The sequence below is a fragment of the Pseudomonas sp. S3_A03 genome (genome assembly GCF_054668275.1).
In genome coordinates this window covers 5,874,099-5,900,613 of sequence record NZ_CP162753.1, presented here as the reverse complement: position 1 = coordinate 5,900,613, position 26,515 = coordinate 5,874,099, and the positions used below count along the sequence as shown (strand labels likewise).

The 26,515-nt window shown below is 58.6% G+C and carries 17 protein-coding genes and 5 pseudogenes; 7 read left to right on the top strand and 15 right to left on the bottom strand.

What is annotated here, in order from left to right; translation table 11 throughout:
• Positions 1 to 168: 168 nt before the first annotated feature.
• The 10 genes and pseudogenes from brnQ to sdhC form a co-directional block, all read right to left on the bottom strand.
• Positions 169 to 1,482: a branched-chain amino acid transport system II carrier protein gene (gene brnQ / locus AB4O25_RS27240; RefSeq protein ID WP_017529309.1), complete on the bottom strand. Its 1,314-nt coding sequence runs from the start codon at positions 1,480 to 1,482 to the stop codon at positions 169 to 171.
• A 361-nt stretch (positions 1,483 to 1,843) separates the two neighbouring features.
• A pseudogene (gene sucD / locus AB4O25_RS27235) lies at positions 1,844 to 2,728 on the bottom strand (succinate--CoA ligase subunit alpha); the annotation flags it as partial.
• Positions 2,728 to 3,894 (bottom strand): ADP-forming succinate--CoA ligase subunit beta, encoded by a 1,167-nt coding sequence (gene sucC, locus AB4O25_RS27230; protein ID WP_003233235.1) that lies wholly within the window; start codon positions 3,892 to 3,894, stop codon positions 2,728 to 2,730. The pseudogene sucD and the gene sucC, both read right to left, overlap by 1 nt.
• Before the next feature lie 204 nt (positions 3,895 to 4,098).
• Entirely contained in the window at positions 4,099 to 5,535 is a 1,437-nt protein-coding gene (gene lpdA / locus AB4O25_RS27225; protein WP_017529310.1) for a dihydrolipoyl dehydrogenase, read from the bottom strand.
• Positions 5,536 to 5,634: 99 nt separating this feature from the next.
• A pseudogene (odhB, locus tag AB4O25_RS27220) lies at positions 5,635 to 6,856 on the bottom strand (2-oxoglutarate dehydrogenase complex dihydrolipoyllysine-residue succinyltransferase).
• A gap of 44 nt (positions 6,857 to 6,900) precedes the next feature.
• Positions 6,901 to 9,732: a 2-oxoglutarate dehydrogenase E1 component gene (locus tag AB4O25_RS27215; RefSeq protein WP_460150202.1), complete on the bottom strand. Its 2,832-nt coding sequence runs from the start codon at positions 9,730 to 9,732 to the stop codon at positions 6,901 to 6,903.
• Between the two features lie 261 nt (positions 9,733 to 9,993).
• Positions 9,994 to 10,698: a succinate dehydrogenase iron-sulfur subunit gene (locus tag AB4O25_RS27210; RefSeq protein WP_003172807.1), complete on the bottom strand. Its 705-nt coding sequence runs from the start codon at positions 10,696 to 10,698 to the stop codon at positions 9,994 to 9,996.
• A gap of 11 nt (positions 10,699 to 10,709) precedes the next feature.
• On the bottom strand, positions 10,710 to 12,482 hold the full coding sequence (gene sdhA, locus AB4O25_RS27205) for a succinate dehydrogenase flavoprotein subunit (RefSeq protein WP_017529313.1): 1,773 nt from the start codon (positions 12,480 to 12,482) through the stop codon (positions 10,710 to 10,712).
• A gap of 3 nt (positions 12,483 to 12,485) precedes the next feature.
• A complete protein-coding gene (gene sdhD / locus AB4O25_RS27200; RefSeq protein WP_003172805.1) occupies positions 12,486 to 12,854 on the bottom strand; it encodes a succinate dehydrogenase, hydrophobic membrane anchor protein in 369 nt (122 codons plus the stop codon).
• Entirely contained in the window at positions 12,848 to 13,222 is a 375-nt protein-coding gene (sdhC, locus tag AB4O25_RS27195) for a succinate dehydrogenase, cytochrome b556 subunit (protein WP_003172804.1), read from the bottom strand. The genes sdhD and sdhC overlap by 7 nt, the downstream gene beginning before the upstream one ends.
• A gap of 364 nt (positions 13,223 to 13,586) precedes the next feature.
• On the opposite strand from sdhC, the gene gltA reads away from it, so the two are divergent.
• Positions 13,587 to 14,876, top strand: a complete 1,290-nt coding sequence (gene gltA, locus AB4O25_RS27190) for a citrate synthase (protein ID WP_014717728.1) — start codon at positions 13,587 to 13,589, stop codon at positions 14,874 to 14,876.
• 171 nt (positions 14,877 to 15,047) lie between these two features.
• On the opposite strand, the gene AB4O25_RS27185 is transcribed toward gltA, so the two are convergent.
• The 3 genes from AB4O25_RS27185 to AB4O25_RS27175 all read right to left on the bottom strand — a co-directional run bounded on the left by AB4O25_RS27185 (position 15,048) and on the right by AB4O25_RS27175 (position 18,126).
• The gene (locus AB4O25_RS27185; protein ID WP_460150200.1) at positions 15,048 to 16,706 is read right to left on the bottom strand and encodes a cation acetate symporter; all 1,659 of its coding nucleotides are present in this window, start codon (positions 16,704 to 16,706) and stop codon (positions 15,048 to 15,050) included.
• Positions 16,703 to 17,014 (bottom strand): DUF485 domain-containing protein, encoded by a 312-nt coding sequence (locus AB4O25_RS27180; protein WP_016972153.1) that lies wholly within the window; start codon positions 17,012 to 17,014, stop codon positions 16,703 to 16,705. The genes AB4O25_RS27185 and AB4O25_RS27180 overlap by 4 nt, the downstream gene beginning before the upstream one ends.
• Positions 17,015 to 17,274: 260 nt before the next feature.
• On the bottom strand, positions 17,275 to 18,126 hold the full coding sequence (locus AB4O25_RS27175) for a glycine betaine ABC transporter substrate-binding protein (RefSeq protein ID WP_017529315.1): 852 nt from the start codon (positions 18,124 to 18,126) through the stop codon (positions 17,275 to 17,277).
• Positions 18,127 to 18,459: 333 nt separating this feature from the next.
• Between AB4O25_RS27175 and AB4O25_RS27170 the strand changes: the two genes are divergently transcribed.
• Positions 18,460 to 20,013 (top strand): glycoside hydrolase family 17 protein, encoded by a 1,554-nt coding sequence (locus AB4O25_RS27170; RefSeq protein ID WP_032883495.1) that lies wholly within the window; start codon positions 18,460 to 18,462, stop codon positions 20,011 to 20,013.
• Positions 20,014 to 20,106: 93 nt separating this feature from the next.
• Here AB4O25_RS27170 and AB4O25_RS27165 read toward each other — a convergent pair whose 3' ends face one another.
• Entirely contained in the window at positions 20,107 to 20,475 is a 369-nt protein-coding gene (locus AB4O25_RS27165; protein WP_460150198.1) for a hypothetical protein, read from the bottom strand.
• 236 nt (positions 20,476 to 20,711) lie between these two features.
• Here AB4O25_RS27165 and AB4O25_RS27160 point away from each other — a divergent pair.
• The 4 genes and pseudogenes from AB4O25_RS27160 to AB4O25_RS27145 all read left to right on the top strand — a co-directional run bounded on the left by AB4O25_RS27160 (position 20,712) and on the right by AB4O25_RS27145 (position 24,730).
• Positions 20,712 to 22,009 (top strand): annotated as a pseudogene (locus AB4O25_RS27160) (serine/threonine protein kinase).
• A pseudogene (locus tag AB4O25_RS27155) lies at positions 22,002 to 22,791 on the top strand (MlaA family lipoprotein). The pseudogenes AB4O25_RS27160 and AB4O25_RS27155 overlap by 8 nt, the downstream one beginning before the upstream one ends.
• 170 nt (positions 22,792 to 22,961) lie before the next feature.
• Positions 22,962 to 24,278, top strand: coding sequence for an AAA family ATPase (locus AB4O25_RS27150; protein ID WP_460150196.1), 1,317 nt, complete (start codon positions 22,962 to 22,964; stop codon positions 24,276 to 24,278).
• Positions 24,275 to 24,730, top strand: coding sequence for a hypothetical protein (locus tag AB4O25_RS27145; RefSeq protein WP_460150194.1), 456 nt, complete (start codon positions 24,275 to 24,277; stop codon positions 24,728 to 24,730). Before AB4O25_RS27150 ends, AB4O25_RS27145 begins: the two co-directional genes overlap by 4 nt.
• A gap of 43 nt (positions 24,731 to 24,773) precedes the next feature.
• Here AB4O25_RS27145 and AB4O25_RS27140 read toward each other — a convergent pair whose 3' ends face one another.
• Positions 24,774 to 25,688, bottom strand: a complete 915-nt coding sequence (locus AB4O25_RS27140; protein WP_460150193.1) for a DUF808 domain-containing protein — start codon at positions 25,686 to 25,688, stop codon at positions 24,774 to 24,776.
• A gap of 135 nt (positions 25,689 to 25,823) precedes the next feature.
• Here AB4O25_RS27140 and AB4O25_RS27135 point away from each other — a divergent pair.
• Positions 25,824 to 26,428 (top strand): annotated as a pseudogene (locus tag AB4O25_RS27135) (TetR/AcrR family transcriptional regulator).
• Positions 26,429 to 26,515: the final 87 nt, after the last annotated feature.

Below are 26,515 nucleotides of genomic sequence, written 5' to 3'. Positions count from 1 at the left end.
CCGATGGCGGTGGGACAGTTACAGGTTTATCCACTGACACACCCTCATCGGGCAAGCCCCCTTCCACCTGTTGAAAGCGTGCCAACTCTAGAAGGTTGTCGCCTCTCAAACATAAAATGCCCCGTATCGATTGATACGGGGCATTTCAGTACTGCGCGAAACCGGTCGTTACGCGATCGCTTCGCTGCGCTTGCCGAGCATACGGTCAATCCCCACCGCTACCACCAACACCATCACCGACGGTATCAGCCAGGCCAGGCCTTGCTCGCTCAGTGGCAAGTTCGCCAACTGCGCCGGCATCCAGCCCGCCAGCCCTGCCCCCTTGAGCGCGTCGATGCAGCCGAAGATGAACGACACCAGCATCACCGGGCCAACGATACGGCCCTGCTCCTGCCAGAAGTCTTTGCAGAAACTCAAGGCCACCAGCACGATGCACGGCGGGTAGATGGCGGTCAGTACCGGGATCGAGAAGGCAATCAGCTTGGTCAGGCCCAGGTTGGATACAAACAACGAGAACAACGCCAGGATCACCACCAGTGTCTTGTAGGACAGTGGCAGCACACGGCTGAAATACTCGGCGCAGGCGCAGGTCAGGCCGACGGCGGTCACCAGGCACGCCAGAGAGATCAGTACGGCGAGGAAGCCGCTACCCAGGGAGCCAAAGGTGTGTTGCACGTAGGCGTGCAGCACAGCGGCGCCATTCGCAGCGCCGGCGGCCACTTCATGGCTGCCCGAACCCAGGCGAAACAGGCTCACATAGACGAGGGCCAGGCCCATGCCGGCAATCAGGCCGGCGATGATCGCGTAGCGGGTGATCAGCTTGGGCGATTCGACGCCACGGGAGCGAATGGCGTTGACGATCACAATGCCGAATACCAGCGCGCCCAGGGTATCCATGGTCAGGTAGCCATTGATAAAGCCCTGGGAGAACGGCGCGGCGACGTATTCCGGAGTGGCGACACCCACGTCGCCGGCCGGCAAGGCAAACGCGGCGATGCCGAGGATGGCCAGCGCAATGATCTTCAACGGCGCAAGAAAACGACCCACGGTGTCCAGCAGTCGACCCGGGTACAGCGAAACGAAGAACACGACCAGGAAGTAGACCGAGCTGTAAAGGAACAGCGCCAGCGGGCTTTCACCCGTCAACGGCGCCAGGCCGACTTCAAAGGACACGGTCGCGGTACGCGGGGTGGCGAACAGCGGCCCTACCGCCAGATACGCCGCCGCCGCGAGCAGGCCACCGGCGATCTTGCCGATCGGGCTGCTCAACGCGTCCATGCCACCGCCGACCTTGGCCAGGGCGATTACGGTAACCACCGGCAAGCCTACTGCGGTGATCAGAAAGCCCAGCGCCGCCATCCAGACGTCAGGCCCCGCCTGCAAACCCACGATAGGCGGGAAGATGATGTTGCCGGCGCCCACGAACAGGGCAAAGGTCATAAAACCCAACGCCAGGATGTCCTGGCTTTTCAACACTTTCATTTGAGGAAATACCACACTACTGAATCGGAATTTAGAGAGGGATTCCCTATGGATGAGGGAAATACTGCCGGCCCTTGTGGGGACCGACCGGTCTGGCGCGCAGCGGCCTTTTGGGATGCGGGCGCATAAAGAGGCGGCTAGGGTACAGAATTGAGCTGACAAACGCACTGTTGCGGGGCGCACTGTCCGATAAGCGACATCTCTATGTCGCGTTTTTGTAAGAGCAGCGGCAAGCTTTAAGCGGCACGACTGGCCGCACTGTGTTGTCTTGCAGCTAAAGCTTGCCGCTTACAGCTGCCCTTAAACGCACAAAGGCCACCCGAAGGTGGCCTTTGTGTGGTGAAGCGTCAGTTAAGCGCGAGGCTTGCTTGACAGCCCAACCCGTCAGCTCGGCCAGGGCCTTGCCGATGTCCGCCAGCGAACGCACGGTTTTTACACCTGCGTCTTGCAGTGCAGCGAATTTCTCGTCTGCAGTGCCTTTGCCGCCGGAGATGATTGCGCCAGCATGGCCCATGCGCTTGCCCGCAGGGGCAGTCACACCAGCGATGTAGGAAACAACCGGCTTGGTCACGTGAGCCTTGATGTAGGCTGCCGCTTCTTCTTCAGCCGAACCGCCGATTTCACCGATCATGACGATCGCTTCGGTCTTCGGGTCTTCCTGGAACAGCTTCAGGATGTCGATGAAGTTGGAGCCTGGGATCGGGTCACCGCCGATGCCGACGCAAGTCGACTGACCGAAACCGGCGTCAGTGGTCTGCTTCACAGCTTCGTAGGTCAGGGTGCCGGAGCGCGAAACGATACCGACTTTGCCTGGCAAGTGGATGTGACCTGGCATGATGCCGATCTTGCATTCGCCTGGAGTGATCACGCCTGGGCAGTTAGGGCCGATCAGGACTACGCCCAGCTCGTCGCACTTAACTTTAGCGTCCAGCATGTCCAGGGTAGGAATGCCTTCGGTGATGCAGACGATCAGCTTGATGCCGCCGAATGCCGCTTCCAGGATGGAGTCCTTGCAGAAAGGAGCTGGAACGTAGATCACGCTGGCGGTGGCGCCAGTGGCAGCTACAGCGTCTTTCACGGTGTTGAACACTGGCAGGCCCAGGTGCTCGGTGCCGCCTTTGCCCGGAGTTACGCCGCCAACCATCTTGGTGCCGTATTCGATGGCTTGCTGGGTGTGGAAACTACCTTGCGAACCGGTAATACCCTGGCAGATAACTTTGGTGTCTTTATTGATCAGGACGCTCATTATTTGCCCTCCGCAGCTTTGACAACTTGTTGAGCAGCGTCGGTCAGGCTGGTAGCCGCGATGATGTTCAAACCGCTTTCTGCCAGTACTTTAGCGCCCAGTTCAGCGTTGTTGCCTTCAAGGCGAACAACAACCGGGATTTTAACGCCGACTTCTTTCACTGCACCGATGATGCCTTCGGCAATCATGTCGCAACGAACGATGCCGCCGAAGATGTTGACCAATACTGCAGCGACGTTGGAGTCGGACAGGATGATCTTGAACGCTTCGGTAACGCGTTCCTTGGTAGCACCACCGCCCACGTCGAGGAAGTTGGCTGGTTTGCCGCCATGCAGGTTGACGATGTCCATGGTACCCATGGCCAGGCCGGCACCGTTGACCATGCAACCGATGTTGCCTTCCAGGGCTACGTAGTTCAGTTCGAACTTGGCAGCGTGCGCTTCGCGCGGATCGTCTTGCGACGGATCGTGGAAAGTCTTCAGCTTAGGCTGACGGTACATGGCGTTGGCGTCGATGTTGATCTTGGCGTCCAGGCAGTGCAGATCGCCGTCAGCCTTGATCACCAGCGGGTTCACTTCCAGCAGGGCCAGATCGTGATCCTGGAACAGTTTGGCCAGACCTACGAAGATCTTGGCGAACTGGGCAACTTGCTTGCCTTCCAGGCCCAGCTGGAAAGCCAGCTCGCGACCTTGGAATGGCTGAGCGCCAACCAGTGGATCGATAGTGGCTTTCAGAATTTTTTCTGGGGTTTCGTGAGCGATCTTCTCGATGTCCACGCCACCTTCGGTGGAAGCCATGAACACGATGCGACGGCTCGAACGGTCAACGACAGCGCCCAGGTACAGCTCTTTAGCGATATCAGTGCACGATTCAACCAGGATCTTGGTGACTGGCTGGCCATTGGCATCAGTCTGGTAAGTCACCAGACGCTTGCCCAGCCACTGCTGTGCGAAGGCCTTGGCGTCTTCTTTGCTGCGAACCAGCTTAACGCCGCCCGCTTTACCGCGACCACCTGCGTGGACCTGGGCTTTGACAACCCACTCGGTGCCACCGATTTTGTCGCAAGCTTCTGCTGCTGCTTCCGGGGTGTCTACTGCGTAGCCCTTGGAAACTGGCAGGCCGTATTCAGCGAACAGCTGCTTACCCTGATACTCGTGAAGATTCATGCTTTTTACCGTCTTCGTTAGGTACTGCGCATTCGGCGCTGCGCTCATTATGAGTGCCGCGCCACCTGTGACTGCTGCTTGCGCAACTTGCGGGGCTTATGGCCCGTAAAGCTGCGCAAGGCTGCGTCCAGCGGATATTCCGCGGTGAGTCTTGCGCGCAAGGCTCACGACGGGCAACTCCGCCGTGGTTTCTTATTATCTCGCTTAGCGCTTCTTGCGGTTGGCGATGTGGATGGCGCCGCCATTCACTGCCAACGCAGCTTCGTGCAACGCTTCGGACAGGGTCGGATGGGAGAAGACCATCATGCCCAGGTCCTCGGCACTGGTGCCGAATTCCATACCGATTGCGCCTTGCTGAACCAGTTCTGCAGCGCTCGGGCCAATCACGTGGACGCCCAATACGCGGTCAGTCTTGGCATCAGCGATGACTTTGACAAAACCACCGGTGTCGTTGGCTGCCATGGCACGGCCAGAAGCGGCAAACGGGAAGGTGCCGACGTTAACTTCAACGCCTTCAGCTTTCAACTGCTGTTCGTTCTTGCCGACCCATGCAATTTCCGGGTGGGTATAGATGACCGATGGGATCAGGTCGTAGTTCATCTGGGTTTTGTGGCCCTTGATGCGCTCGACAACCATGATGCCTTCTTCGGACGCCTTGTGCGCCAGCATCATGCCGCGAACCACGTCGCCAATGGCGTACACGCCAGGCACGGTGGTTGCGCAGTGATCGTCAACGTGGATGAAGCCACGCTCGTCGATGTTCACGCCGCTGTCAGCCGCCAGCAGGTCGGTGGTCACTGGACGGCGACCAACGGCTACGATCAGCTTGTCGAACGTGATGGTTTGTTCGCCATCCTTGTCGGTGTAGGTCACGACCACTTCTTCGCCGTTGACCTTCGAACCGGTCACGCGAGCGCCCAGCTTGATGTCCAGACCTTGCTTGGTCAGGGTTTTCAGCGCTTCTTTGGACACTGCGGTGTCGGCAGCCAGCAGGAACGTGTCCAGGGCTTCCAGCACGGTCACTTCGGAACCCAGGCGGGACCAGACCGAACCCAGCTCCAGGCCGATCACGCCGGCGCCGATTACGCCCAGACGCTTAGGCACAGCCTGGAATTCCAGGGCGCCGGTCGAATCGACGATCACGTTCTGGTCAACCGGGGCCGGTGGAATGTCGATTGGACGCGAACCTGGCGCCAGGATCACGTTTTCGGCTTCGATGACTTCTACCGAACCGTCTGGCTTGGTGATTTCAACTTTCTTGCCGGCCAGCAGTTTGCCGTGGCCTTGCAGGGACGTTACGCCGTTGGCCTTGAACAGGGTTGCAACGCCGGAAGTCAGGCCTTTGACGATGTTGGCTTTACGGCCTACCATCGCTGGCACGTCCATGGTCACGCCAGCGTGGTTGATGCCGTGGATGGCAAAACCGTCTTGCGCTTCGTGGAATTTCCAGGAGCTGTCCAGCAGCGCCTTGGAAGGAATGCAACCAACGTTCAGGCAAGTACCGCCCAATGCCAGTTTGCCTTCCTTGTCGGTGTATTTTTCGATGCAAGCAGTCGAGAGGCCCAGTTGTGCGGCCTTGATGGCGGCAACATAGCCGCCAGGGCCTGCACCAATCACTACAACGTCAAATTTCTGCGACATGAAAATAGTTCCTCTATTGTAGCAGCAAGCTTTCAAGCCGCAAGCTCCGGGCAAGGCCGCCTCATGGGCGACCCGCCACGGAGCCTGCAGCTGCTTCTATCAGATATCCAGCAGCAGACGAGCCGGGTCTTCCAGCAGGTTCTTGATGGTCACCAGGAAAGTCACGGCTTCTTTACCATCGATCAGGCGGTGATCGTAAGACAGTGCCAGGTACATCATTGGGCGGATCACGACTTGGCCATTGATGGCCATCGGACGCTGGATGATGTTGTGCATGCCCAGGATCGCGGCTTGTGGCGGGTTGACGATCGGCGTCGACATCATCGAACCGAAGGTACCACCGTTGGTGATGGTGAAGGTACCACCGGTCATCTCATCGATGGTCAGCTTGCCGTCACGGGCTTTCTTGCCGAAGCCGGCGATGCCGCCTTCGATTTCGGCCAGGCTCATCAGCTCGGCGTTACGCAGAACCGGAACCACCAGGCCACGGTCGCTGGATACGGCAACGCCGATATCCGCGTAGCCATGGTAAACGATGTCGGTGCCATCGATGGAAGCGTTGACGGCCGGGTAGCGTTTCAGCGCTTCGGTAGCCGCTTTCACGAAGAACGACATGAAGCCCAGGCGCACGCCGTTGTGGGACTTCTCGAACAGGTCCTTGTACTTCGAACGCAGCGCCATGACTTCGGTCATGTCGACTTCGTTGAACGTGGTCAGCATCGCCATGTTCGATTGTGCTTCAACCAGGCGCTTGGCCACGGTGGCACGTACGCGGGTCATCGGCACGCGCTTCTCGGTGCGATCGCCAGCGGCGAACACAGGCGCGGCGGCAGCCGGTGCGGCAGCCTTGGCAGGTGCGGCGGCTGGCGCGTTTTTCTTTGGCTTCAACAGCGGCAACCACGTCTTCCTTGGTCACGCGGCCGTCTTTGCCGGTGCCTTTGATGGACGCCAGGTTGATGCCGTTTTCTTCAGCCAGCTGACGAGCAGCCGGTGCGGCGATTGGATCTTCACCGCCAGCGGCCGGAGCGGCAGCCGGTGCCGAGGCAGCCGGGGCTGCAGCGGCGGCAGGTGCTGCTGCGGCGCTGCCCTCTTCGATCGAACCCAGTACCTGGTTCGACAGAACGGTAGCGCCTTCTTCGGCAACGATTGCGCCCAGCACGCCGTCAGCTTCGGCCAACACTTCCAGAACGACTTTATCGGTCTCGATGTCGACGATCAGGTCGTCACGCTTGACGGCCTCACCTGGTTTCTTGTGCCAAGTGGCAACGGTGCCATCGGCAACCGATTCCGGGAATGACGGGGCTTTGATTTCGATAGCCATTATCTGTGGGTCCTTAAAATTCGGTTTCAGTCAGCGCGAAGGCGTTAAACAGTGAAAGCATCTTGCAGCAGTTTTTCCTGCTGCTCGGCGTGCATCGACGCATAGCCACACGCAGGCGCAGCAGAAGCATCACGACCGGCATACTCCAGGCCCAGGGCCTTGTTGTGATTGCCGATGCTGCGACGCAAGTGATGCTGGCTGCTGTACCAGGCGCCCTGGTTCATCGGTTCTTCCTGACACCAGACCACGTTCGTGAGGTTGGTATAAGGCGCGATGATCTCCATGAGGTCATCTTCCGGGAACAGGTAAAGCTGCTCGATACGCACAATGGCGATGTCTTCGCGGCCTTCGGCACGGCGTTTTTCCAGCAAATCGTAGTAGACCTTGCCGCTGCACAGGATCAAGCGAGTGACCTTGGCGGCGTCCAGCGTGTCGATTTCCGGAATAACGGTCTGGAACGAACCTTCGGCCAGATCTTCCAGGGTCGAGATGGCCAATTTGTGACGCAACAGCGACTTGGGCGTCAGCACGACCAGCGGCTTGCGCAGCGGGCGGATCACCTGGCGACGCAGCAAGTGGTAGATCTGGGCCGGGGTCGTCGGCACGCACACCTGGATATTGTGCTCGGCGCACAGTTGCAGGTAACGCTCCAGACGGGCCGAGGAGTGCTCAGGCCCCTGACCTTCATAACCGTGTGGCAGCAGCATGGTCAGACCGCACAGGCGGCCCCACTTGTGCTCGCCGCTGGTGATGAACTGGTCGATAACCACCTGGGCACCGTTGGCGAAGTCGCCGAACTGGGCTTCCCAGATCACCAGCGCGTTAGGCGTGGTGGTGGAGTAACCGTATTCGAACGCCAGCACGGCTTCTTCGGACAGGAACGAATCGTACAGGTCGAAACGTGGCTGGCCTTCGTACAGGTTCTGCAACGGGATGTAGGTGCCCGCGTCTTTCTGGTTGTGCAGCACCGCATGACGGTGCGAGAACGTACCGCGGCCGATGTCCTGACCGGTCATGCGGATCGGGTGACCTTCGAACGCCAGGGTCGCGTACGCCATGGTTTCGGCGTAGCCCCAGTTGATCGGCAGGCCACCGGCTTGCATCTTCTGACGGTCTTCGTAGATCTTCGCAACCTGGCGCTGCACCACGAAGCCTTCTGGGATTTCCAGCAGCTTGGCGGACAGTTCCTGCAGGGTCTTGAGGTCGAACGAGGTGTCGTGACGCGCGGTCCAGGTGTGACCCAGGTACGGACGCCAGTCCACGAACAACTCTTTGTTCGGCTCTTTGACCAGGCTTTTTACTACATGCAGGCCGTTATCCAGGGCGTTGCGGTATTCATCGATCTTCGCCTGAACACGCGCCTCATCCATCACACCGGCCTTGGTCAGGCTTTCGGCGTACAGCTCACGGGTGGTGCGCTGCTTGGTGATCTGCTGGTACATCAACGGCTGGGTGCCGCTCGGTTCGTCGGCTTCGTTGTGACCGCGACGGCGGTAGCACACGAGGTCGATCACCACGTCACGCTTGAACTGCATGCGGTAGTCGACAGCCAGTTGGGTCACGAACAGCACGGCTTCCGGATCATCACCATTCACATGGAGGATCGGCGCCTGGATCATCTTGGCAACGTCGGTGGCGTACTCGGTGGAGCGCGCATCCAGCGGGTTGCTGATGGTGAAGCCAACCTGGTTGTTGATGACGATGTGAACAGTACCGCCGGTCTTGAAACCGCGGGTCTGCGACATCTGGAACGTTTCCAGAACCACGCCTTGACCGGCGAACGCCGCGTCGCCGTGGATGGAAATCGGCAGAACCTTTTCACCGGTGGTGTCGTTGCGACGGTCCTGACGAGCACGGACCGAACCCTCGACCACCGGAGAAACGATTTCCAGGTGGGATGGGTTGAAGGCCATGGCCAGGTGAACTTCACCGCCGGTGGTCATCACGTTGGACGAGAAGCCCTGGTGGTATTTAACGTCACCGGAACCCAACTCGACCTTCTTCTTGCCTTCGAACTCGTCGAACAGCTCGCGCGGGTTCTTGCCGAAGGTGTTGACCAACACGTTCAAACGACCACGGTGAGCCATGCCGATCACGATTTCCTTGGTACCGTAGGAACCGGAACGCTGGATCAGCTCGTCGAGCATCGGGATCAGGCTTTCGCCGCCTTCCAGACCAAAACGCTTGGTACCCGGGTATTTGGTACCCAGGTATTTTTCCAGGCCTTCGGCTGCGGTGACGCGCTCAAGCAGGTGGCTGCGCACGTCGGCGGACAGCACCGGACGGCCACGCACGCCTTCCAGACGATGCTGGAACCAGTGGCGTTGCTCGGAATCGGTGATGTGCGTGAATTCAGCGCCAATGGTGCGGCAATATGTCTGCTGCAACGCTTCGTGAATTTCGCGTAGGCTCGCTTCCTCTTTGCCGATGAACAGGTCGCCGGCACGGAAGGTCGTATCAAGATCGGCATTGGTCAAGCCGTAATGATTGATCGACAGGTCAGCCGGTGCAGGACGCTGCCAGAGCCCCAGCGGGTCAAGCTGGGCCGCCTGGTGGCCGCGCATGCGGTAGGCCTGGATCAGTCGCAGTACTTCAACTTGCTTCTTCTCATGCTCACTGCTCACGCTGCCGGCGGAAACCGGTTGGGCGCGGCGCTGGTTCTTTGCCAGCAGCACAAATTGATCGCGAATTGTTGCGTGCGATACATCGGTGGCAGCGTTGCCGTCTGAAGACAACGTCTGAAATTTGGTGCGCCATTCTTCTGGCACAGCGTTAGGGTCGTGCAGGTAGAGCTCATAAAGCTCTTCCACATAGGCAGCGTTACCACCTGAAAGATAGCCGCTGTTCCACATGCGCTGCATCACGCTTTCTTGCATGCTTGGTCACCCTCGATTTGGGGACACCACCGGCGAAAACACCGAGTTTGCTTGCAAAAGGCCAAGTGCAGCGACCAAAACAAGCCACTTAGGATCACGCTGATAGTTCGGGTACCAACCCGAATGCCCCTGCTTGTCTCATTTCTTCAAAATAAGAGCTGCGGCTTTGTAAGTCGCTGCTCAAGTTAAAACTACGGCGCCGGTTGAAGCCTGCGCCGCAGCATTTACGGGCACAACGGTCCTGCTCTATTGCAACGTCAGTTACACGCCGCTTTGCAGCAACATGTTACGGATGTGACCAATGGCCTTAGTCGGGTTCAGGCCTTTAGGACATACGTTGACGCAGTTCATGATCCCGCGGCAGCGGAATACGCTGAACGGGTCATCCAGCGAAGCCAGACGCTCGGACGTCTTGGTGTCACGGCTGTCTGCCAGGAAGCGGTACGCTTGCAGCAGTGCAGCTGGGCCCAGGAACTTGTCCGGGTTCCACCAGAAGGACGGGCACGAAGTCGAGCAGCAGGCGCACAGGATGCACTCGTACAGACCGTCGAGCTTTTCACGTTCTTCAGGGGACTGCAGACGTTCGATGGCCGGAGCCGGCGTATCGTTCTGCAGGAACGGCTTAACTTTCTCGTATTGCTTGTAGAAGATGCTCATATCGACGACCAGGTCACGGATAACCGGCAAACCTGGCAGAGGACGAACGATCAGCTTGTTGCCTTTGACCACGGCCGACAGCGGCGTGATGCACGCCAGGCCGTTTTTGCCGTTGATGTTCATGCCGTCGGAACCGCACACACCTTCACGGCAAGAGCGACGATAGGAGAAACCTTCGTCCTGCTCTTTGATCAGTGCCAATACATCCAGCACCATCAGGTCTTTACCACCGGTATCGACCTGGAATTCCTGCATGAACGGCGCGGCGTCCTGATCAGGGTTGTAGCGATAAACACTGACTTTCAACATGGCAGCCACCCTTAGTAAGTCCGAATCTTCGGTTCAAACGTCGGCACCGTCTTCGGCGAGAAGTTCACGGCACGCTTGGTTACGCGCTTGTCACCCGGGAAATACAGGGTGTGGCACAACCAGTTTTCGTCGTCGCGATCTTCAAAGTCTTCACGAGCGTGGGCACCACGAGATTCTTTACGAACCTCGGCGGCGATCGCAGTCGCTTCAGCCACTTCCAGCAGGTTTTGCAGTTCAAGGGCTTCGATACGAGCAGTGTTGAACGCCTGGCTCTTATCGTTGATCTTGACGTTGGCGATGCGCTTGCGCAGGTCAGCCAACTGGGCGATACCCTTCTGCATGTATTCGCCGGTACGGAACACACCGAAGTAGTTCTGCATGCAGCTTTGCAGTTCACGACGCAGGGTCGCCACGTCTTCACCATCGGTACGCTCGTTCAGAGCGTTCAGGCGCGCGAGGGCGGTCTCGATGTTGGCGTCGGTGGCGTCATCGTATTCGATGCCGTCGGTCAGGGCTTTTTCCAAGTGCAGGCCGGCAGCGCGACCGAATACCACCAGGTCGAGCAGCGAGTTGCCGCCCAGGCGGTTGGCACCGTGAACCGATACGCACGCCACTTCGCCTACGGCGAACAGGCCATGAATGATCTCGTCCACGCCTTCGGCGTTCTGGGTGATCGCCTGGCCATGAATGTTGGTCGGCACGCCGCCCATCATGTAGTGGCAGGTTGGAACAACCGGAACCGGAGCAACCACTGGGTCAACGTGGGCAAAGGTCTTGGACAGCTCGCAGATACCTGGCAGGCGGCTGTGCAGTACTTCTTCACCCAGGTGATCGAGTTTCAGCAGTACGTGATCGCCGTTAGGGCCACAGCCGTTGCCGGCGATGATTTCTTTAACCATCGAACGGGCAACCACGTCACGACCGGCAAGGTCCTTGGCGTTCGGAGCATAACGCTCCATGAAACGCTCGCCGTGCTTGTTGATCAGGTAGCCACCTTCGCCACGGCAACCTTCGGTTACCAGTACACCGGCGCCGGCGATGCCGGTTGGGTGGAACTGCCACATTTCGATGTCTTGTACCGGCACGCCTGCACGCAGAGCCATGCCGACGCCGTCACCGGTGTTGATCAGGGCGTTGGTGGTCGAGGCGTAGATACGGCCTGCACCGCCGGTCGCCAGCACGGTAGCCTTGGCGCGGATGTAGGTGGTTTCACCGGTTTCGATGCAGATGGCGATCACGCCAACAAATGCGCCGTCGGCGTTCTTTACCAGGTCGACCGCGTAGTACTCGTTCAGGAACGTAGTACCGGCTTTCAGGTTGCCTTGATAAAGGGTGTGCAACAGCGCGTGACCGGTACGGTCGGAAGCTGCGCAGGTACGGGCAGCCTGGCCGCCTTTACCGTAATCCTTCGACTGGCCGCCGAATGGACGCTGGTAGATACGACCTTGCTCGGTACGGGAGAACGGCAGACCCATGTGGTCCAGCTCGAACACCGCGGCAGGGCCTTCCTGACACATGTATTCGATAGCGTCCTGGTCACCGATGTAGTCGGAGCCCTTGACGGTGTCGTACATGTGCCAGCGCCAGTCATCGTTCGGGTCGGCGGAGGCGATGGCGCAAGTGATGCCACCCTGGGCCGAAACGGTGTGGGACCGCGTCGGGAACACCTTGGTGATCACGGCAGTCTTGTGACCACCCTGGGCCAGCTGCAGCGCTGCGCGCATGCCAGCACCGCCGCCACCAATAATGATGGCGTCGAAGGAAATAGTAGGAATGTTAGCCATGAATCAGATACCCCAAAGAATCTGCACACCCCAGACGAAGTAAGCGAACATCGCGACGCCGCATACAGCCTGGAAGAGGAAACGGACTGCGGTCGCGGACTTGCCCAGCGCCATCGGCGTGAGGTAGTCGGTCGCGATGGTCCACATGCCGACCCAGGCGTGAGCGCCCAGGGCTACAAGGGCCAGCAGACTGAAGATTCGCATCGCATTGTGGGAAAACAGGCCGTGCCATTGCTCATAGCCGATGCCCGGATTTGCGACGAGGTATCCGATCAGGAAAATGAAATAAGCCGCGAGAACGACCGCAGACACACGCTGTGCCATCCAGTCATAGAGGCCCGAACGCGACAGATTCGTTACGCTGGTTACCATATCCAAACTCCTGCCAGAACGATCAGCACCACGGAAATGGCGATGATGATTTTCGAGCCCAGGCGGCCGCCTTCCAGCGTCTCACCGATGCCCATATCCATGATCAAGTGGCGCACACCGGCTACCAGGTGATACAGCAGAGCGGACAGGAGGCCCCATGCTACGAACTTGGCCAGCGGGCTGGTCAAGCATGCCTTCACCTCGGCGTAACCTTCCTCGGAACCCAGGGATTTGCTCAATGCATAAAGCATGATGCCCAAGCCCAGGAACAGGATGATGCCGGAAACACGGTGCAGGAACGACGTAACGCCGGTGATGGGGAGTTTGATGGTCCTTAGGTCTAGGTTTACAGGTCGTTGGCTATTCACGGCTTTTTTTCACACTGAAGAGCCCCTAACAATCAGGGCAAAGTTGTTGGGGAGTGCGACTGGTCAGGTAAGCACCACCCAGGAGTGCGACCCCCAATGAAAGCAAGCCCAAAAGCCCTTGGCGGTCGGTGGCCGAGTATAGACAGTTAGGTTACTAATGACAACGCGCGCACCTCACCCTAATAGCGGATTGCGCTGGCGGGATAAAAGGCGTAAATGGCAGTTAATTTCGACGAAAAAGTACGGTTAAAGCCTTCTGGAGCAAGACTTTAGGCAAATTGACATCTGAATTTATCTCACTATAGTGGTGCGGGCCCTGCGTGGGGGGTCTGTCTGATGATTTGAAGCATAAATAGGAGGCCACATGGCTGACAAAAAAGCGCAGTTGATCATCGAGGGCGCAGCCCCCGTCGAGCTGCCCATTTTAACCGGCACCGTTGGTCCCGATGTAATCGACGTACGGGGCCTGACGGCCACGGGCCGTTTCACTTTCGACCCAGGCTTCATGTCGACCGCCTCTTGCGAGTCGAAGATCACCTATATCGACGGCGACAATGGCATTCTGCTGCACCGGGGCTACCCGATCGAGCAACTGGCTGAAAAGTCGGACTACCTGGAAACCTGCTACCTGCTGCTAAATGGCGAATTGCCAACAGCCGAGCAAAAAGCCCAGTTCGTCAGCACCGTGAAGAACCACACCATGGTTCACGAGCAGTTGAAGACCTTCTTCAACGGCTTCCGTCGCGACGCCCACCCGATGGCCGTCATGTGCGGCGTGGTCGGCGCCCTGTCGGCCTTCTATCACGACTCCCTCGACATCAATAACCCGCAGCATCGCGAAATCTCCGCGATCCGCCTGGTTGCCAAGATGCCGACCCTGGCCGCAATGGTTTACAAGTACTCCATGGGTCAACCCATGATGTACCCGCGCAACGACCTGACGTACGCGGAAAACTTCCTGCACATGATGTTCAACACCCCGTGCGAGATCAAACCGATCAGCCCGGTACTCGCCAAGGCCATGGACCGGATCTTCATCCTCCATGCCGACCACGAGCAGAACGCCTCGACGTCCACCGTGCGCCTGGCGGGCTCTTCGGGTGCCAACCCGTTCGCCTGCATCGCCGCCGGCATCGCCGCGCTGTGGGGCCCTGCCCACGGCGGCGCGAACGAAGCCGTATTGACCATGCTCGATGAAATCGGCGATGTCTCCAACATCGACACCTTCATCGCCAAGGCCAAGGACAAGAACGATCCGTTCAAGTTGATGGGCTTCGGTCACCGGGTCTACAAGAACCGCGACCCGCGCGCCACCGTGATGAAGCAGACCTGCGACGAAGTGTTGAAGGAACTGGGCATCAAGAACGATCCGCAACTCGAACTGGCCATGCGCCTGGAAGAGATCGCCTTGACCGACCCGTACTTCATCGAGCGCTCGCTGTACCCGAACGTCGATTTCTACTCGGGGATCATCCTCAAGGCGATCGGCATTCCAACCAGCATGTTCACCGTGATCTTCGCCCTGGCGCGGACCGTGGGCTGGATCTCCCACTGGAAAGAAATGCTCTCCAGCCCGTACAAGATTGGCCGCCCGCGCCAGCTGTACACCGGCTACGAGTCGCGCGACATTACCAAGCTGGAAGATCGCAAGTAAGCAATCAGCTTAAGTTGTACTGAAAACGGCCTCCCTTAGTGGAGGCCGTTCTTATTTGTGTCTCCTGATCTACCGCTATCGGGAGCAAGCCATAGCCCAGACACCCCAGAACCCCAGATAAAAAAAATACCCCGGCCTTGCGACCGGGGCACTTCTTATCCAGCGACAACCTTAGTGGTTAACCGCCCCACTCGCCCCCAGGCCAGTCTGCGAACGCACAAACTGCGGGAAGTACAGTGCACGCTCTTTCTCTGCCGCCGCCGACTTGTCGGTGATGGAGAAGAACCAGATACCCACGAACGCGATGATCATCGAGAACAGCGCCGGGTATTCGTACGGGAAGATCGCTTTTTCATGGTGCAGGATCGACACCCAGATGGTCGGACCCAGCACCATCAGGCCCACGGCACTGATCAGGCCCAGCCAGCCGCCGATCATCGCGCCACGGGTGGTGAGGTTTTTCCAGTACATGGAAAGCAGCAACACCGGGAAGTTACAGCTGGCGGCAATCGAGAACGCCAGGCCCACCATGAACGCGATGTTCTGGCTTTCGAACAGGATACCCAGACCGATGGCCAGCACGCCCAAGGCCACGGTGGTGATCTTCGACACACGAATCTCGTCCTTATCGTTGGCCTTGCCCTTCTTGATCACACTGGCATACAGGTCATGGGACACCGCCGAAGCACCGGCCAGGGTCAAACCGGCAACCACCGCCAGGATGGTGGCGAAGGCCACGGCCGAGATGAAGCCCAGGAAGATACTGCCGCCCACTGCGTTGGCCAGGTGCACCGCCGCCATGTTGTTACCGCCCAACAGTGCGCCGGCAGCATCCTTGAACATCGGGTTGGTGCTCACCAGCAGGATCGCGCCAAAGCCGATGATAAAGGTCAGGATATAGAAGTAGCCGATGAAACCGGTGGCGTACAGCACGCTCTTACGCGCTTCCTTGGCGTCGCTTACAGTGAAGAAGCGCATCAGGATGTGCGGCAGGCCGGCGGTACCGAACATCAGTGCCAGGCCCAGGGAGAATGCCGAGATCGGGTCTTTCACCAGGCCGCCAGGGCTCATGATCGCTTCACCTTTAGGGTGAACCTTGATCGCCTCGGAAAACAGCATGTTGAAGTCGAAGTTGACGTGCTTCATCACCATCAGCGCCATGAACGAAGCACCGGACAGCAGCAACACTGCCTTGATGATCTGCACCCACGTGGTGGCCAGCATGCCGCCGAACAGCACGTACATGCACATCAGGATGCCGACCAGGATCACCGCTACATGGTAGTCCAGGCCGAACAGCAGTTGGATCAGCTTGCCCGCGCCGACCATCTGCGCGATCAGGTAGAACGCCACCACCACCAGCGAACCACAGGCCGACAGGCTGCGGATCTGGGTTTGCCCGAGGCGGTAGGACGCCACGTCGGCAAAGGTGTATTTACCCAGGTTACGCAGGCGCTCGGCGATCAGGAACAGAATGATCGGCCAGCCCACCAGGAAGCCGATCGAGTAGATCAAGCCGTCATAGCCAGAGGTATACACCAGCGCGGAAATCCCCAGGAAGGACGCCGCCGACATGTAGTCACCGGCAATCGCCAGGCCGTTCTGGAAACCGGTGATCTTGCCGCCGGCCGCATAGTAGTCGGCCGCCGACTTGTTACGCTTGGAAGCCCAGTAAGTGATGCACAGGGTGGCACCGACGAACGCGATGAACATCACGATGGCCGAGATGTTCAGCGGCTGCTTGTGCACTTCACCGGTCAATGCGTCCGCCGCCCAAACGGCAGGAGCAAAAAGCGAAGCGCCGAATACTGCCAGTAGACGACGGATCATTGCGCAGCCTCCTTGAGAATCGCATTGTTCAGGTCGTCAAACTCGCCATTGGCCCGACGCACGTAAATGCCGGTCAAAATGAAAGCGGACACAATCAGCCCGACGCCCAGGGGAATGCCCCAGGTAATCGACGAACCAGGGCTGAGCTTGGCCCCCAGTACTTGTGGCCCGTAAGCGATCAACAGGATGAAAGCGGAGTAAAGCCCTAGCATGATCGCCGAGAGAATCCAGGCGAACCTTTCCCTTTTTCTCACCAGCTCCTTGAAACGCGGGCTGTTTTGAATCGAGAGGTAAATGCTGTCGTTCATTGTTTTTATCCTCGCAGCACAGCTTTTTTATTATTGGAACATGGCCACTGTATGCGGCTGCCGAACAGGTTCCAGACGACCTTAGTAGTAGATCGAGTGTAGCGAGGGATTGGGAGGGCGCAGAAACATTTGCGGGAGGGTGAAACCAATGTGGGAGGGGGCTTGCTCCCGACTGCGGCATGTCAGTCAATATTGCTTAACTGGCACACCGCAATCGGCAGCAAACCCCCTCCCACAAGGGATTGCATCAAGGTAGTGAATTACTTAGCGGTCCACTCGGCCACACGCTCAGGGTGCTTGGCGACCCAATCCTTGGCCGCTGCTTCAGGCTTGGCGCCCTCCTGGATGGCGAGCATGACTTCACCGATTTCATCCTTGGAGGCCCACTGGAATTTTTTCAGGAAGGCCGCGACTTCCGGCGCTTTCTTCTCCAGGCCCTTGCTGCCGATGCTGTTGACGGTCTCAGCAGCACCATAAATCCCTTTTGGGTCGTCCAGGAAACGCAGTTTCCACTTGGCGAACATCCAGTGTGGTACCCAACCGGTGACGGCAATGGATTCCTGCTTATCTTCGGCACGCGTCAGTTCAGCGATCATCGCCGCACCCGAACTGGCTTGCAGTTTGTAATCGAGACCGTACTGCTTGATGGCTTCGTCGGTCTTGAGCATTACGCCTGAACCGGCGTCGATACCGACGATCTTGTTCTTGAAGGTGGTGTCGGTCTTGAGGTCTTCGATGGACTTGGCCTTGACGTACTCCGGCACGATCAAGCCGATCTTGGCATCTTTGAAGTTGGGGCCGTAGTCGACCACCTTGTCCTTGTTCTTGGTCCAGTACTCACCGTGGGTCACCGGCAGCCAGGCGGAGAGCATGGCGTCGAGTTTGCCGGTGGCAACGCCCTGCCACATGATCCCGGTGGCGACCGCTTGCAGTTTCACGTCATAACCGAGCTTTTGTTTGATCACTTCTGCCGCCACGTGGGTGGTGGCAACGCTGTCCGACCAGCCATCCACGTAGCCGATGCTCAGGGTTTTGCTGTCGGCACTGGCCAGTGTGGAGCTCATCGCAACTACCAGAGTGGCAGCCGCGCCCAAGAGTCGTCGCATCTTCATCGTACTTCCCCGAAAGTGCTGCGCCCGACGGATGCCGAGCGACGTCAACCTGTTGTTATGTGGTGCACCACGCCCCCTTCACGCGCATCGATCCGGTGGCTGCGGTATCAGTGGAGTGCTGACAGCCTGATCATCAACCTGCCGGGTTCATCGACCTGCTCTGTCAGCGACCTCAGGTAAGCAAGAAACGACATCACATCGCCAGCAGGACGATTATGAGGACATGGCGTCAAAATCCCGCCCGAAGTTTGCATGTCAAAAACATGCTGCTGCCACTGGCGAGGGCCAAATCCGGGTAAGATGCGCGCCTTTGCTCCCCCAGATAAGCCGACCATGCCCGCGACTGCCCGCTTCCCTGCCCTGCCCTATTGCTTCGCTCTGATCCTTGGCCTGCTGGCCATTGCCGGCTACTGGTACGGCCTCGGCCGGCCGGTGGTGCTGCCGGACGTGGCCAGTGCCAGCCACAAGCTGCAATGTGCGTCCTACACGCCGTTCGACAAGGACCAATCGCCGTTCGACCAGCCTTTCACACTGCGCCCTGCACGCATGGACGCCGACCTGGCGCTGCTGGCCACGCGCTTCGAATGCATCCGCACGTACTCCATGACCGGGCTGGAAGCCTTGCCTGGCCTGGCGCGCAAACATGGGTTGAAGCTGATGATCGGCGCCTGGGTCAGCAGCGACCCGGTGGCGACCGAAAAGGAAGTCGATCAGTTGATTGCCTCGGCCAACGCCAACCCCGATGTCGTGACTTCGGTGATCGTCGGCAATGAAGCCTTGCTGCGCAAAGAGGTCACCGCCACGCAACTGGTGCGACTGATCCAAAAAGTCAAAGGCCAAATCAAGCAACCGGTGACCTATGCGGATGTCTGGGAGTTCTGGCTGCAACACCCGGAAATCGCCCCGGCGGTGGATTTCCTCACCATCCACCTGTTGCCGTACTGGGAAGATGACCCGTCCGGCATCGACCAGGCCCTTAAGCATGTGGGCGAAGTGCGCCAGACCTTCGGCAACAAATTCGCGCCCAAGGATGTGCTGATCGGCGAAACCGGCTGGCCCAGCGAAGGTCGCCAGCGCGAAACGGCGGTGCCGAGCCGGGTCAATGAAGCCAAATTCATGCGCGGCTTCGTGGCGATGGCCGAAGCCAATGGCTGGCGCTACAACCTGATCGAAGCCTTCGACCAGCCGTGGAAGCGTGCCAGTGAAGGGGCCGTGGGCGGGTATTGGGGCCTGTTCGACGCCGACCGCCAGGACAAGGGCATCCTCGCCGGGCCGGTGACCAATGTGCCTTATTGGCCGCTATGGCTGGGCGTGGGCGGCGCCATCCTGTTGGCTACGTTGGCACTCGGTGGTCGCGTGCGCAGCGCGCGCAACGCACTCGCGCTGCCGCTGCTCGGCGCCGTCGCCGCGTGTTCCATCGGCACCTTTGCTGAACTCACCCGTATCACGGCCCGTTTTAATGATGAGTGGGTATGGGCAGGCTTGCTGGTGCTGTTGAACCTGCTGGTGCTGGCTCACGCCGCCTTGGCCTTGGGCGCCCGCGAAGGATGGCGCCAGCGTGCCTTCAACTGGCTGGAGCATCGTGCGGGCTGGCTGGTCGCAATCGCAGGGTTCGCAGGCGCGGTGATGATGCTGGCGCTGGTGTTCGACCCGCGCTACCGCAGCTTCCCGAGTGCGGCACTGGTGCTACCGGCGTTGATTTACCTGGTGCGCCCGGTGACCGGGCCGCGTCGGGAGATTGCGTTGCTGACCTTCATTATCGGGGCCGGCATTGCGCCGCAGCTGTATCGGGAAGGTCTGTTGAACCAACAGGCATGGGGTTGGGCGGCAGTCAGTCTGTTGATGGTTGCAGCCTTGTGGCGTTGCCTGCGGGTGCGCAAGGCTTAAGAGCGCTATCGGCAAGCCACCCTCTCACCTTTGGAGTGCGTGCTCAGGTGGGAGGGGCGGCACGACGATTCGCCTTGCCCCCGATTGGCCTTATCAGGCGCCGCGAGGCTTCCTGACCAGCCGCAACCCCGCAATCACCACCGCAAACACGGCAAATTTGGTGTTGTACAACGCCAGCGCCGGCACCCCGAACACCAAGCCCAACACCGCCAACCCCCACCCCGCGCGCCCCGGCACAAAAAACGCGAGTACCGAGGTGATCAATGCCGCCCAGCCCAGCACCTGGAAGTGGATCATCAACCCCAGGTTCGAGCGCAACTGGCATTCCCAGCGACTGGCCTCATCCACGCAAATGCCCACCCACCGGCCATCTTCCATAAAACCGTAGCGCGCGCCATAACTGGCGGCCAGCCAGAGCGGCAGGGCAATAAGCAGCAAAATCAGCGGCAAACGACGGGACATGAGGCACTCCGATAGGCAAAAACGGCGCTCAGCTTAATGCCCCGACGGCCGTTAGCAAGGTACATACACACAATTAGTGTTCACCAATGCGTGGCAAAGTGTATCGTCTGGCTACTATTACCCCGATTCTGACGTTTATTTCCGACTTTTCGTGCCGAGTACTGGCACTTCGGACGCTACGCGGTGGTCATAGCCTGCGAACTTCATTCAGCACGTTTCCTCTTAGGGATTAAGTCATGCTCCGTTCCTTGCGCTGTGCTGCCTTACTGGGCAGCCTTTTTTGAGTGCGTCAGCACTGGCGGTCGACATTGACCAAGCCAGCTATGGCTACCCCTTGACCAACCCGTTCGAAGCGACCATCGCCACCACCCCGCCTGACCTTCGGCCCACGTTGCCGACCGACGACGAGATCAACCAGTCCGACTACACCCTGACCATGCGCCCCGAGCGCGAGTTCAGCCTGCCGGACAACTTCTGGGCAGTGAAGAAACTCACCTATCGCATCGCCAAGCAAGACCGCGCCGCACCGCTGATCTTCCTGATCGCGGGCACCGGTGCGCGGTTTGACAGCAGCATCAACGAATACCTGAAAAAGCTGTATTACCAGGCCGGCTACCACGTGGTGCAGCTGTCGTCGCCCACCAGCTTTGACTTCATCAGCGCTGCCTCGCGCTTCGCCACCCCGGGCATCACCCAGGAAGACGCCGAGGACATGTACCGCGTGATGCAAGCCGTGCGCGCGCAGAACGCCTCGCTGCCAGTGACCGACTTCTACCTCACCGGCTACAGCCTGGGCGCCCTGGATGCGGCATTCGTCAGCAAGCTCGACGAAACCCGCCGCAGCTTCAACTTCAAGAAAGTCTTGCTGCTGAACCCGCCGGTCAACCTCTATACCTCGATCACCAACCTCGACAAGCTGGTGCAGACCGAGGTGAAGGGCATCAACAACACCACCACCTTCTATGAGCTGGTGCTGAACAAGCTGACCCGCTACTTCCAGCAAAAGGGCTACATCGACCTCAACGACGCCCTGCTCTACGACTTCCAGCAATCCAAGCAACACCTGACCAACGAACAGATGGCCATGCTGATCGGCACCTCGTTCCGCTTCTCGGCGGCCGACATCGCCTTCACCTCGGACCTGATCAACCGCCGCGGCCTGATCATCCCGCCGAAGTACCCGATCACCGAAAGCACCAGCCTTACGCCATTCCTCAAGCGTGCGCTGCAGTGCGACTTCGACTGCTACCTCACCGAGCAGGTGATCCCGATGTGGCGCGCGCGCTCCGACGGCGGCAGCCTGCTGCAACTGGTTGACCAGGTCAGCCTGTACGCCCTTAAGGACTACCTGCATACCAGCCCGAAAATCGCCGTGATGCACAACGCCGACGACGTGATCCTGGGCCCAGGCGACCTCGGCTTCCTGCGTAAAACCTTCGGCGATCGCCTGACCGTCTACCCGCTGGGCGGCCATTGCGGCAACCTCAATTACCGCGTCAACGCCGACGCCATGCTGGAGTTCTTCCGTGGCTAAATATCTTTTGCTGCTCGCCGCGCTGATGTGCGCAGGCGTCGCCAATGCCGACAACAGCAAGGCCCACGAGCCGGTGACGGTCGATGCCGATGGTTTCAAGGAGCCGCTGACCAAGCTCAAGTTCAACCCAGGCCTGGACCAGCGCGAATTCGAGCGTTCATCGCTCACTGCGCTCAACGTGTATGACCCATTGGAATCGTGGAACCGTCGCGTGTACCACTTCAACTACCGCTTCGACCAATGGGTATTTTTGCCCGTGGTCGACGGTTACCGCTATGTCACCCCAAGCTTCCTGCGCACCGGTGTCAGCAACTTCTTCAACAACCTTGGCGACGTGCCCAACCTGTTGGAACAGCCTGCTGCAGCTCAAGGGTCATCGCTCCCTGGAAACCACCGGCCGCCTGCTGCTCAACACCACCGTCGGCATCGCCGGGCTGTGGGACCCGGCCACCGCCATGGGCCTGCCGCGCCAGAGCGAAGACTTCGGCCAGACCCTGGGCTTCTATGGCGTACCCGGCGGCGCGTACCTGGTGCTGCCGATCTTCGGCCCATCGAACCTGCGCGACACCGGCGGCTTGCTGGTGGACTACACCGCAGAGTCCCAGATCAACTTCCTCAACGTCTCCGAAGTCAGCTCCAACCATCCGGAAATCTGGGCCCTGCGTGCCGTGGACAAGCGCTACCAGACCAGCTTTCGCTACGGCCAGATGAACTCGCCGTTCGAGTACGAGAAGGTGCGGTATATCTACACCGAATCGCGCAAGTTGCAGATTGCCGAGTAAATCTATCAAGCTGAAAAAGAAGGCCATACGAGTGATCGAGTGGCCTTTTTTGTTTCTATCAACGCCCGTGAACACCTCAAGTAACGCCCATCGACCCAGTAGCGAAGCAGCCCCCAAAACTGTAGGCTTCGGACCAGCGAACCCCCTCCGCCAATCAACGAGGTTCGGACATGTTGATGTCGATCGATCTGAAGAATTTTAAGAGCTATGACAACGCTACACTTCCGCTGGCAGCCCTGACATTTTTGATCGGAGCAAATGCTTCCGGCAAAAGCAACGTTCTCGAAGCTATACGGCTTCTCAATTGGCTGGCAAAAGGTTCCCGTCTGGATGACATTACGCGTTCGATCCAGAGCGGTGATGCAGTTGTCCGCGGTCAAGCCAATGACTTATTTCGAAATCTCAAAAATAGCGTCAGCCTGGGTGCCCATTTTGGAGAAGCAAAAGAGGGTTGGGACGACTTTGAAATCTCAATTGCCCTCATCGCTGATCAATTGGTTGTTACCGGAGAAAAGGTCGAAAAAAAAGGTGAGAAGTTTCCACTGTATCAAGTAGACGGCATTTCAAGCCCGCACACTGACGAAATCAGTGTGGCCTATAACAACTTTGCCCGAGGTAGAAACAAGCCCCATATTTCATGCTCCAATCGACAGGCTATTTTTTATCAGATTGAAACACCTGGCAGATTTAAAGCCAGTCACCTTGAGTCCCAGAGAGTTATACCGCTGGTGACCAAGGCGCTGCGTGAAACCTTACGAAACGTAGTATTTCTTGATCCACGGCCTGCGCTTATGCGCGATTACGTCTATCTGAAGGATGATCAAATAAAGGAAGACGGCAGCAACCTTTCCGCAGTTTTATATAGGCTTTCACAGACGACTGAAGAGAAAAATAAGTTGCTTGGGTTTATAAAATCCTTGCCCGAACAAGATATTACCGATATCCAATTCATTGAGACCGATCGCAACGATGTAATGGTCCGTCTGGTCGAAACCTTCGGTCAATCAAGCCGTAATGTAGATGCACCGTTGCTCTCGGACGGGACACTGCGCGTACTGGCAATAGGCGCAACGCTGCTCACAGCGCCGACAGGCTCGTTAGTCATCATTGAAGAAATCGACAATGGTGTTCATCCCAGCCGGGCAGAAACACTGGTACGCCAACTTGAAGTCATTGCTTCTGAGCGAAAGCTACGGGTATTGCTGACCTCGCACAACCCGGCACTATTGGACGCTCTGCCTGATAGTGCGTTAGCGGACGTCGTCGCCTGCTATCGCGATCCCGATGAAGGCGACAGTCGTCTTGTACGGTTGGGCGATCTGGACCGCTACCCAGAACTCGTGGCCCAGGGTCCACTCGGCCAACTTATGACCAGACGTATTCTGGATCGCTTTCTCAAAGATAAAACCACAGAGCAGGAGCGAGAAACCAAAGCGATGGATTGGTTTGAACAACTGGAAGCAAGCACAACGGGGGTACGGGAATGACAGCGGTCTGCCTTCTGGACACCTCTATTTTCATGGAAATCCTCAACGTTCCCTCCAAGGCATTGCAGCACCAGGCCGTCATGGCGCAGCTAAGAGAGCGCTTGAAAGAAACCTTGTTTCTACCCATGGCGACTATCTTGGAGACGGGCAACCATATTGGTCAGAACGGTGACGGCCGAGAGCGACGTGCCTGCGCACAGAGATTTGTAAAGCAGGTAAGTGAAGCACTCAAAGGAGGATCGCCGTTCAAGCCGATCAGTTTTCTCAGCGAGAAAGAAATGGCTGCCTGGCTATCTGAGTTTCCCGAACACGCGGCGACAGGCAGCGGCCTAGGAGACCTTTCGATCATCCATGATTGGAAACGCCTTTGCTCATTGCATCGCGGACAGCGGGTTTACATCTGGTCACTGGATGCACACCTCAGCGCATTCGATCGAGCGCCGGAGCTGTAAGTCAGGGGGCCGCAACGCGCTTACATTGCGGCCTTTATCACTATTACGCCCTTAACGCTTTCAAAATTCTACTCACGCTTATTACGCCCGCACATACTACCGCTCCCGCAATAATCCCCGCCACCGCATTGAGCAACGTCGGCATCAACCACGCCAGGCCACCGACACTTTGGCTCACCGTCTCGATCCAGTGATGCACCACCGGCACGCCGTGGGTCAGGATGCCGCCACCGACCATGAACATCGCCGCCGTGCCGATCACCGACAGGCTCTTCATCATGTACGGCGCCGCACGCAGGATGCCGCCACCGATACTGCGCGCCACCTGGCCGGGCTTCTGCGTGAGCCACAGGCCCAGGTCATCCAGCTTGACGATACCGGCCACCAGCCCATACACGCCCGCCGTCATCACAATGGCGATACCGGACAACACGATCACCTGCTGCGTCAGTTGCGCATCGGCCACGATGCCGAGAGTGATGGCGATGATTTCCGCCGAGAGAATGAAGTCGGTGCGGATCGCGCCTTTGATCTTGTCCTTTTCGAAGGCCACCAGGTCGGTCGCCGGGTCGGCCACGGCTTCGACCAATTGGGCATGTTCGGTTTGATCTTCTGCCTTGCTGTGCAGGAATTTATGCGCGAGTTTTTCGAACCCCTCAAAACACAGATACGCGCCGCCGAGCATCAACAGCGGTGTGACCGCCCAGGGTGCAAACGCGCTGATCAGCAGCGCCGTGGGCACCAGGATCAGCTTATTGACGAACGAGCCCTTGGCCACCGCCCATACCACGGGGATTTCCCGCTCGGCACGCACGCCGCTGACCTGCTGGGCGTTAAGCGCAAGGTCGTCGCCCAGCACGCCGGACGTCTTCTTCGCGGCCATTTTTGTCATCAGGGCGACGTCATCGAGTACCGCGGCGATATCGTCGATCAACACCAACAAGCTGCTTCCTGCCATGAATCGGGCATCCGTATAAAGAAAGATGGCGCGAGCATAACGCGGCGCAAAGCTTTGCGGGCACATTGTTGAGGCTCGCGGATGGCCGGTGCTACCATGCGCAACCGCCGGTCTTGGCAAGGAAGTTCCTGGTTTATGAGCAGCATTCGCGAGCGCAACAAAGAAAAATCCTGCGGGCGGCCAGCGAGGAGTTTGCCGACAAGGGCTTCGCCGCGACCAAAACCAGCGACATCGCCGCCAAGGCCGGGCTGCCCAAGCCCAACGTCTATTACTACTTCAAATCCAAGGACAACCTCTACCGCGAGGTGCTCGAAAGTATTATCGAGCCGATCCTGGCGGCCTCCACACCGTTCAACCCAGACGGCGCCCCTTCGGTGGTGCTCGGCAACTACATCCGCTCGAAAATCCGCATCTCCCGCGACCTGCCGTTTGCCTCAAAAGTGTTCGCCAGCGAAATCATGCACGGCGCCCCTCACCTGAGCGCCGAGCAGGTCGAACAGCTCAATGCCCAGGCCAGGCACAATATCGAGTGCATCCAGAGCTGGGTGGATCGCGGTTTGATAGCCGCCATTGACCCTCATCACCTGATGTTCAGCATCTGGGCCGCGACCCAGACCTACGCCGATTTCGACTGGCAGATCTCCGCGGTAACCGGCAAGGCCAAGCTGGATGAAGCCGATTATGAAGCGGCGGCGCAGACGATTATCCGGTTGGTGCTCAAGGGCTGCGAGCCGGACTGATACACCGAAGGGCCTTTGCCCATCGGGAGCAAGCCCCTCCCCCATTTGAACGGTGAACACGGTCAAAACTGTGGGAGGGGGCTTGCT

Excerpts from the sequence above, each read along its gene's own strand:
- brnQ (WP_017529309.1), bottom strand. The coding sequence starts at position 1,482 with ATGAAAGTGTTGAAAAGCCAGGACATCCTGGCGTTGGGTTTTATGACC.
- AB4O25_RS27140 (WP_460150193.1), bottom strand. The coding sequence starts at position 25,688 with ATGGCAGGAAGCAGCTTGTTGGTGTTGATCGACGATATCGCCGCGGTA.
- sdhA (WP_017529313.1), bottom strand. The coding sequence starts at position 12,482 with ATGGCTAACATTCCTACTATTTCCTTCGACGCCATCATTATTGGTGGC.
- AB4O25_RS27175 (WP_017529315.1), bottom strand. The coding sequence starts at position 18,126 with ATGAAGATGCGACGACTCTTGGGCGCGGCTGCCACTCTGGTAGTTGCG.
- sucC (WP_003233235.1), bottom strand. The coding sequence starts at position 3,894 with ATGAATCTTCACGAGTATCAGGGTAAGCAGCTGTTCGCTGAATACGGC.
- AB4O25_RS27215 (WP_460150202.1), bottom strand. The coding sequence starts at position 9,732 with ATGCAAGAAAGCGTGATGCAGCGCATGTGGAACAGCGGCTATCTTTCA.
- gltA (WP_014717728.1), top strand. The coding sequence starts at position 13,587 with ATGGCTGACAAAAAAGCGCAGTTGATCATCGAGGGCGCAGCCCCCGTC.
- AB4O25_RS27210 (WP_003172807.1), bottom strand. The coding sequence starts at position 10,698 with ATGTTGAAAGTCAGTGTTTATCGCTACAACCCTGATCAGGACGCCGCG.
- AB4O25_RS27170 (WP_032883495.1), top strand. The coding sequence starts at position 18,460 with ATGCCCGCGACTGCCCGCTTCCCTGCCCTGCCCTATTGCTTCGCTCTG.
- AB4O25_RS27185 (WP_460150200.1), bottom strand. The coding sequence starts at position 16,706 with ATGATCCGTCGTCTACTGGCAGTATTCGGCGCTTCGCTTTTTGCTCCT.
- lpdA (WP_017529310.1), bottom strand. The coding sequence starts at position 5,535 with ATGTCGCAGAAATTTGACGTTGTAGTGATTGGTGCAGGCCCTGGCGGC.
- AB4O25_RS27150 (WP_460150196.1), top strand. The coding sequence starts at position 22,962 with ATGTTGATGTCGATCGATCTGAAGAATTTTAAGAGCTATGACAACGCT.
- AB4O25_RS27145 (WP_460150194.1), top strand. The coding sequence starts at position 24,275 with ATGACAGCGGTCTGCCTTCTGGACACCTCTATTTTCATGGAAATCCTC.
- sdhD (WP_003172805.1), bottom strand. The coding sequence starts at position 12,854 with ATGGTAACCAGCGTAACGAATCTGTCGCGTTCGGGCCTCTATGACTGG.
- AB4O25_RS27180 (WP_016972153.1), bottom strand. The coding sequence starts at position 17,014 with ATGAACGACAGCATTTACCTCTCGATTCAAAACAGCCCGCGTTTCAAG.
- AB4O25_RS27165 (WP_460150198.1), bottom strand. The coding sequence starts at position 20,475 with ATGTCCCGTCGTTTGCCGCTGATTTTGCTGCTTATTGCCCTGCCGCTC.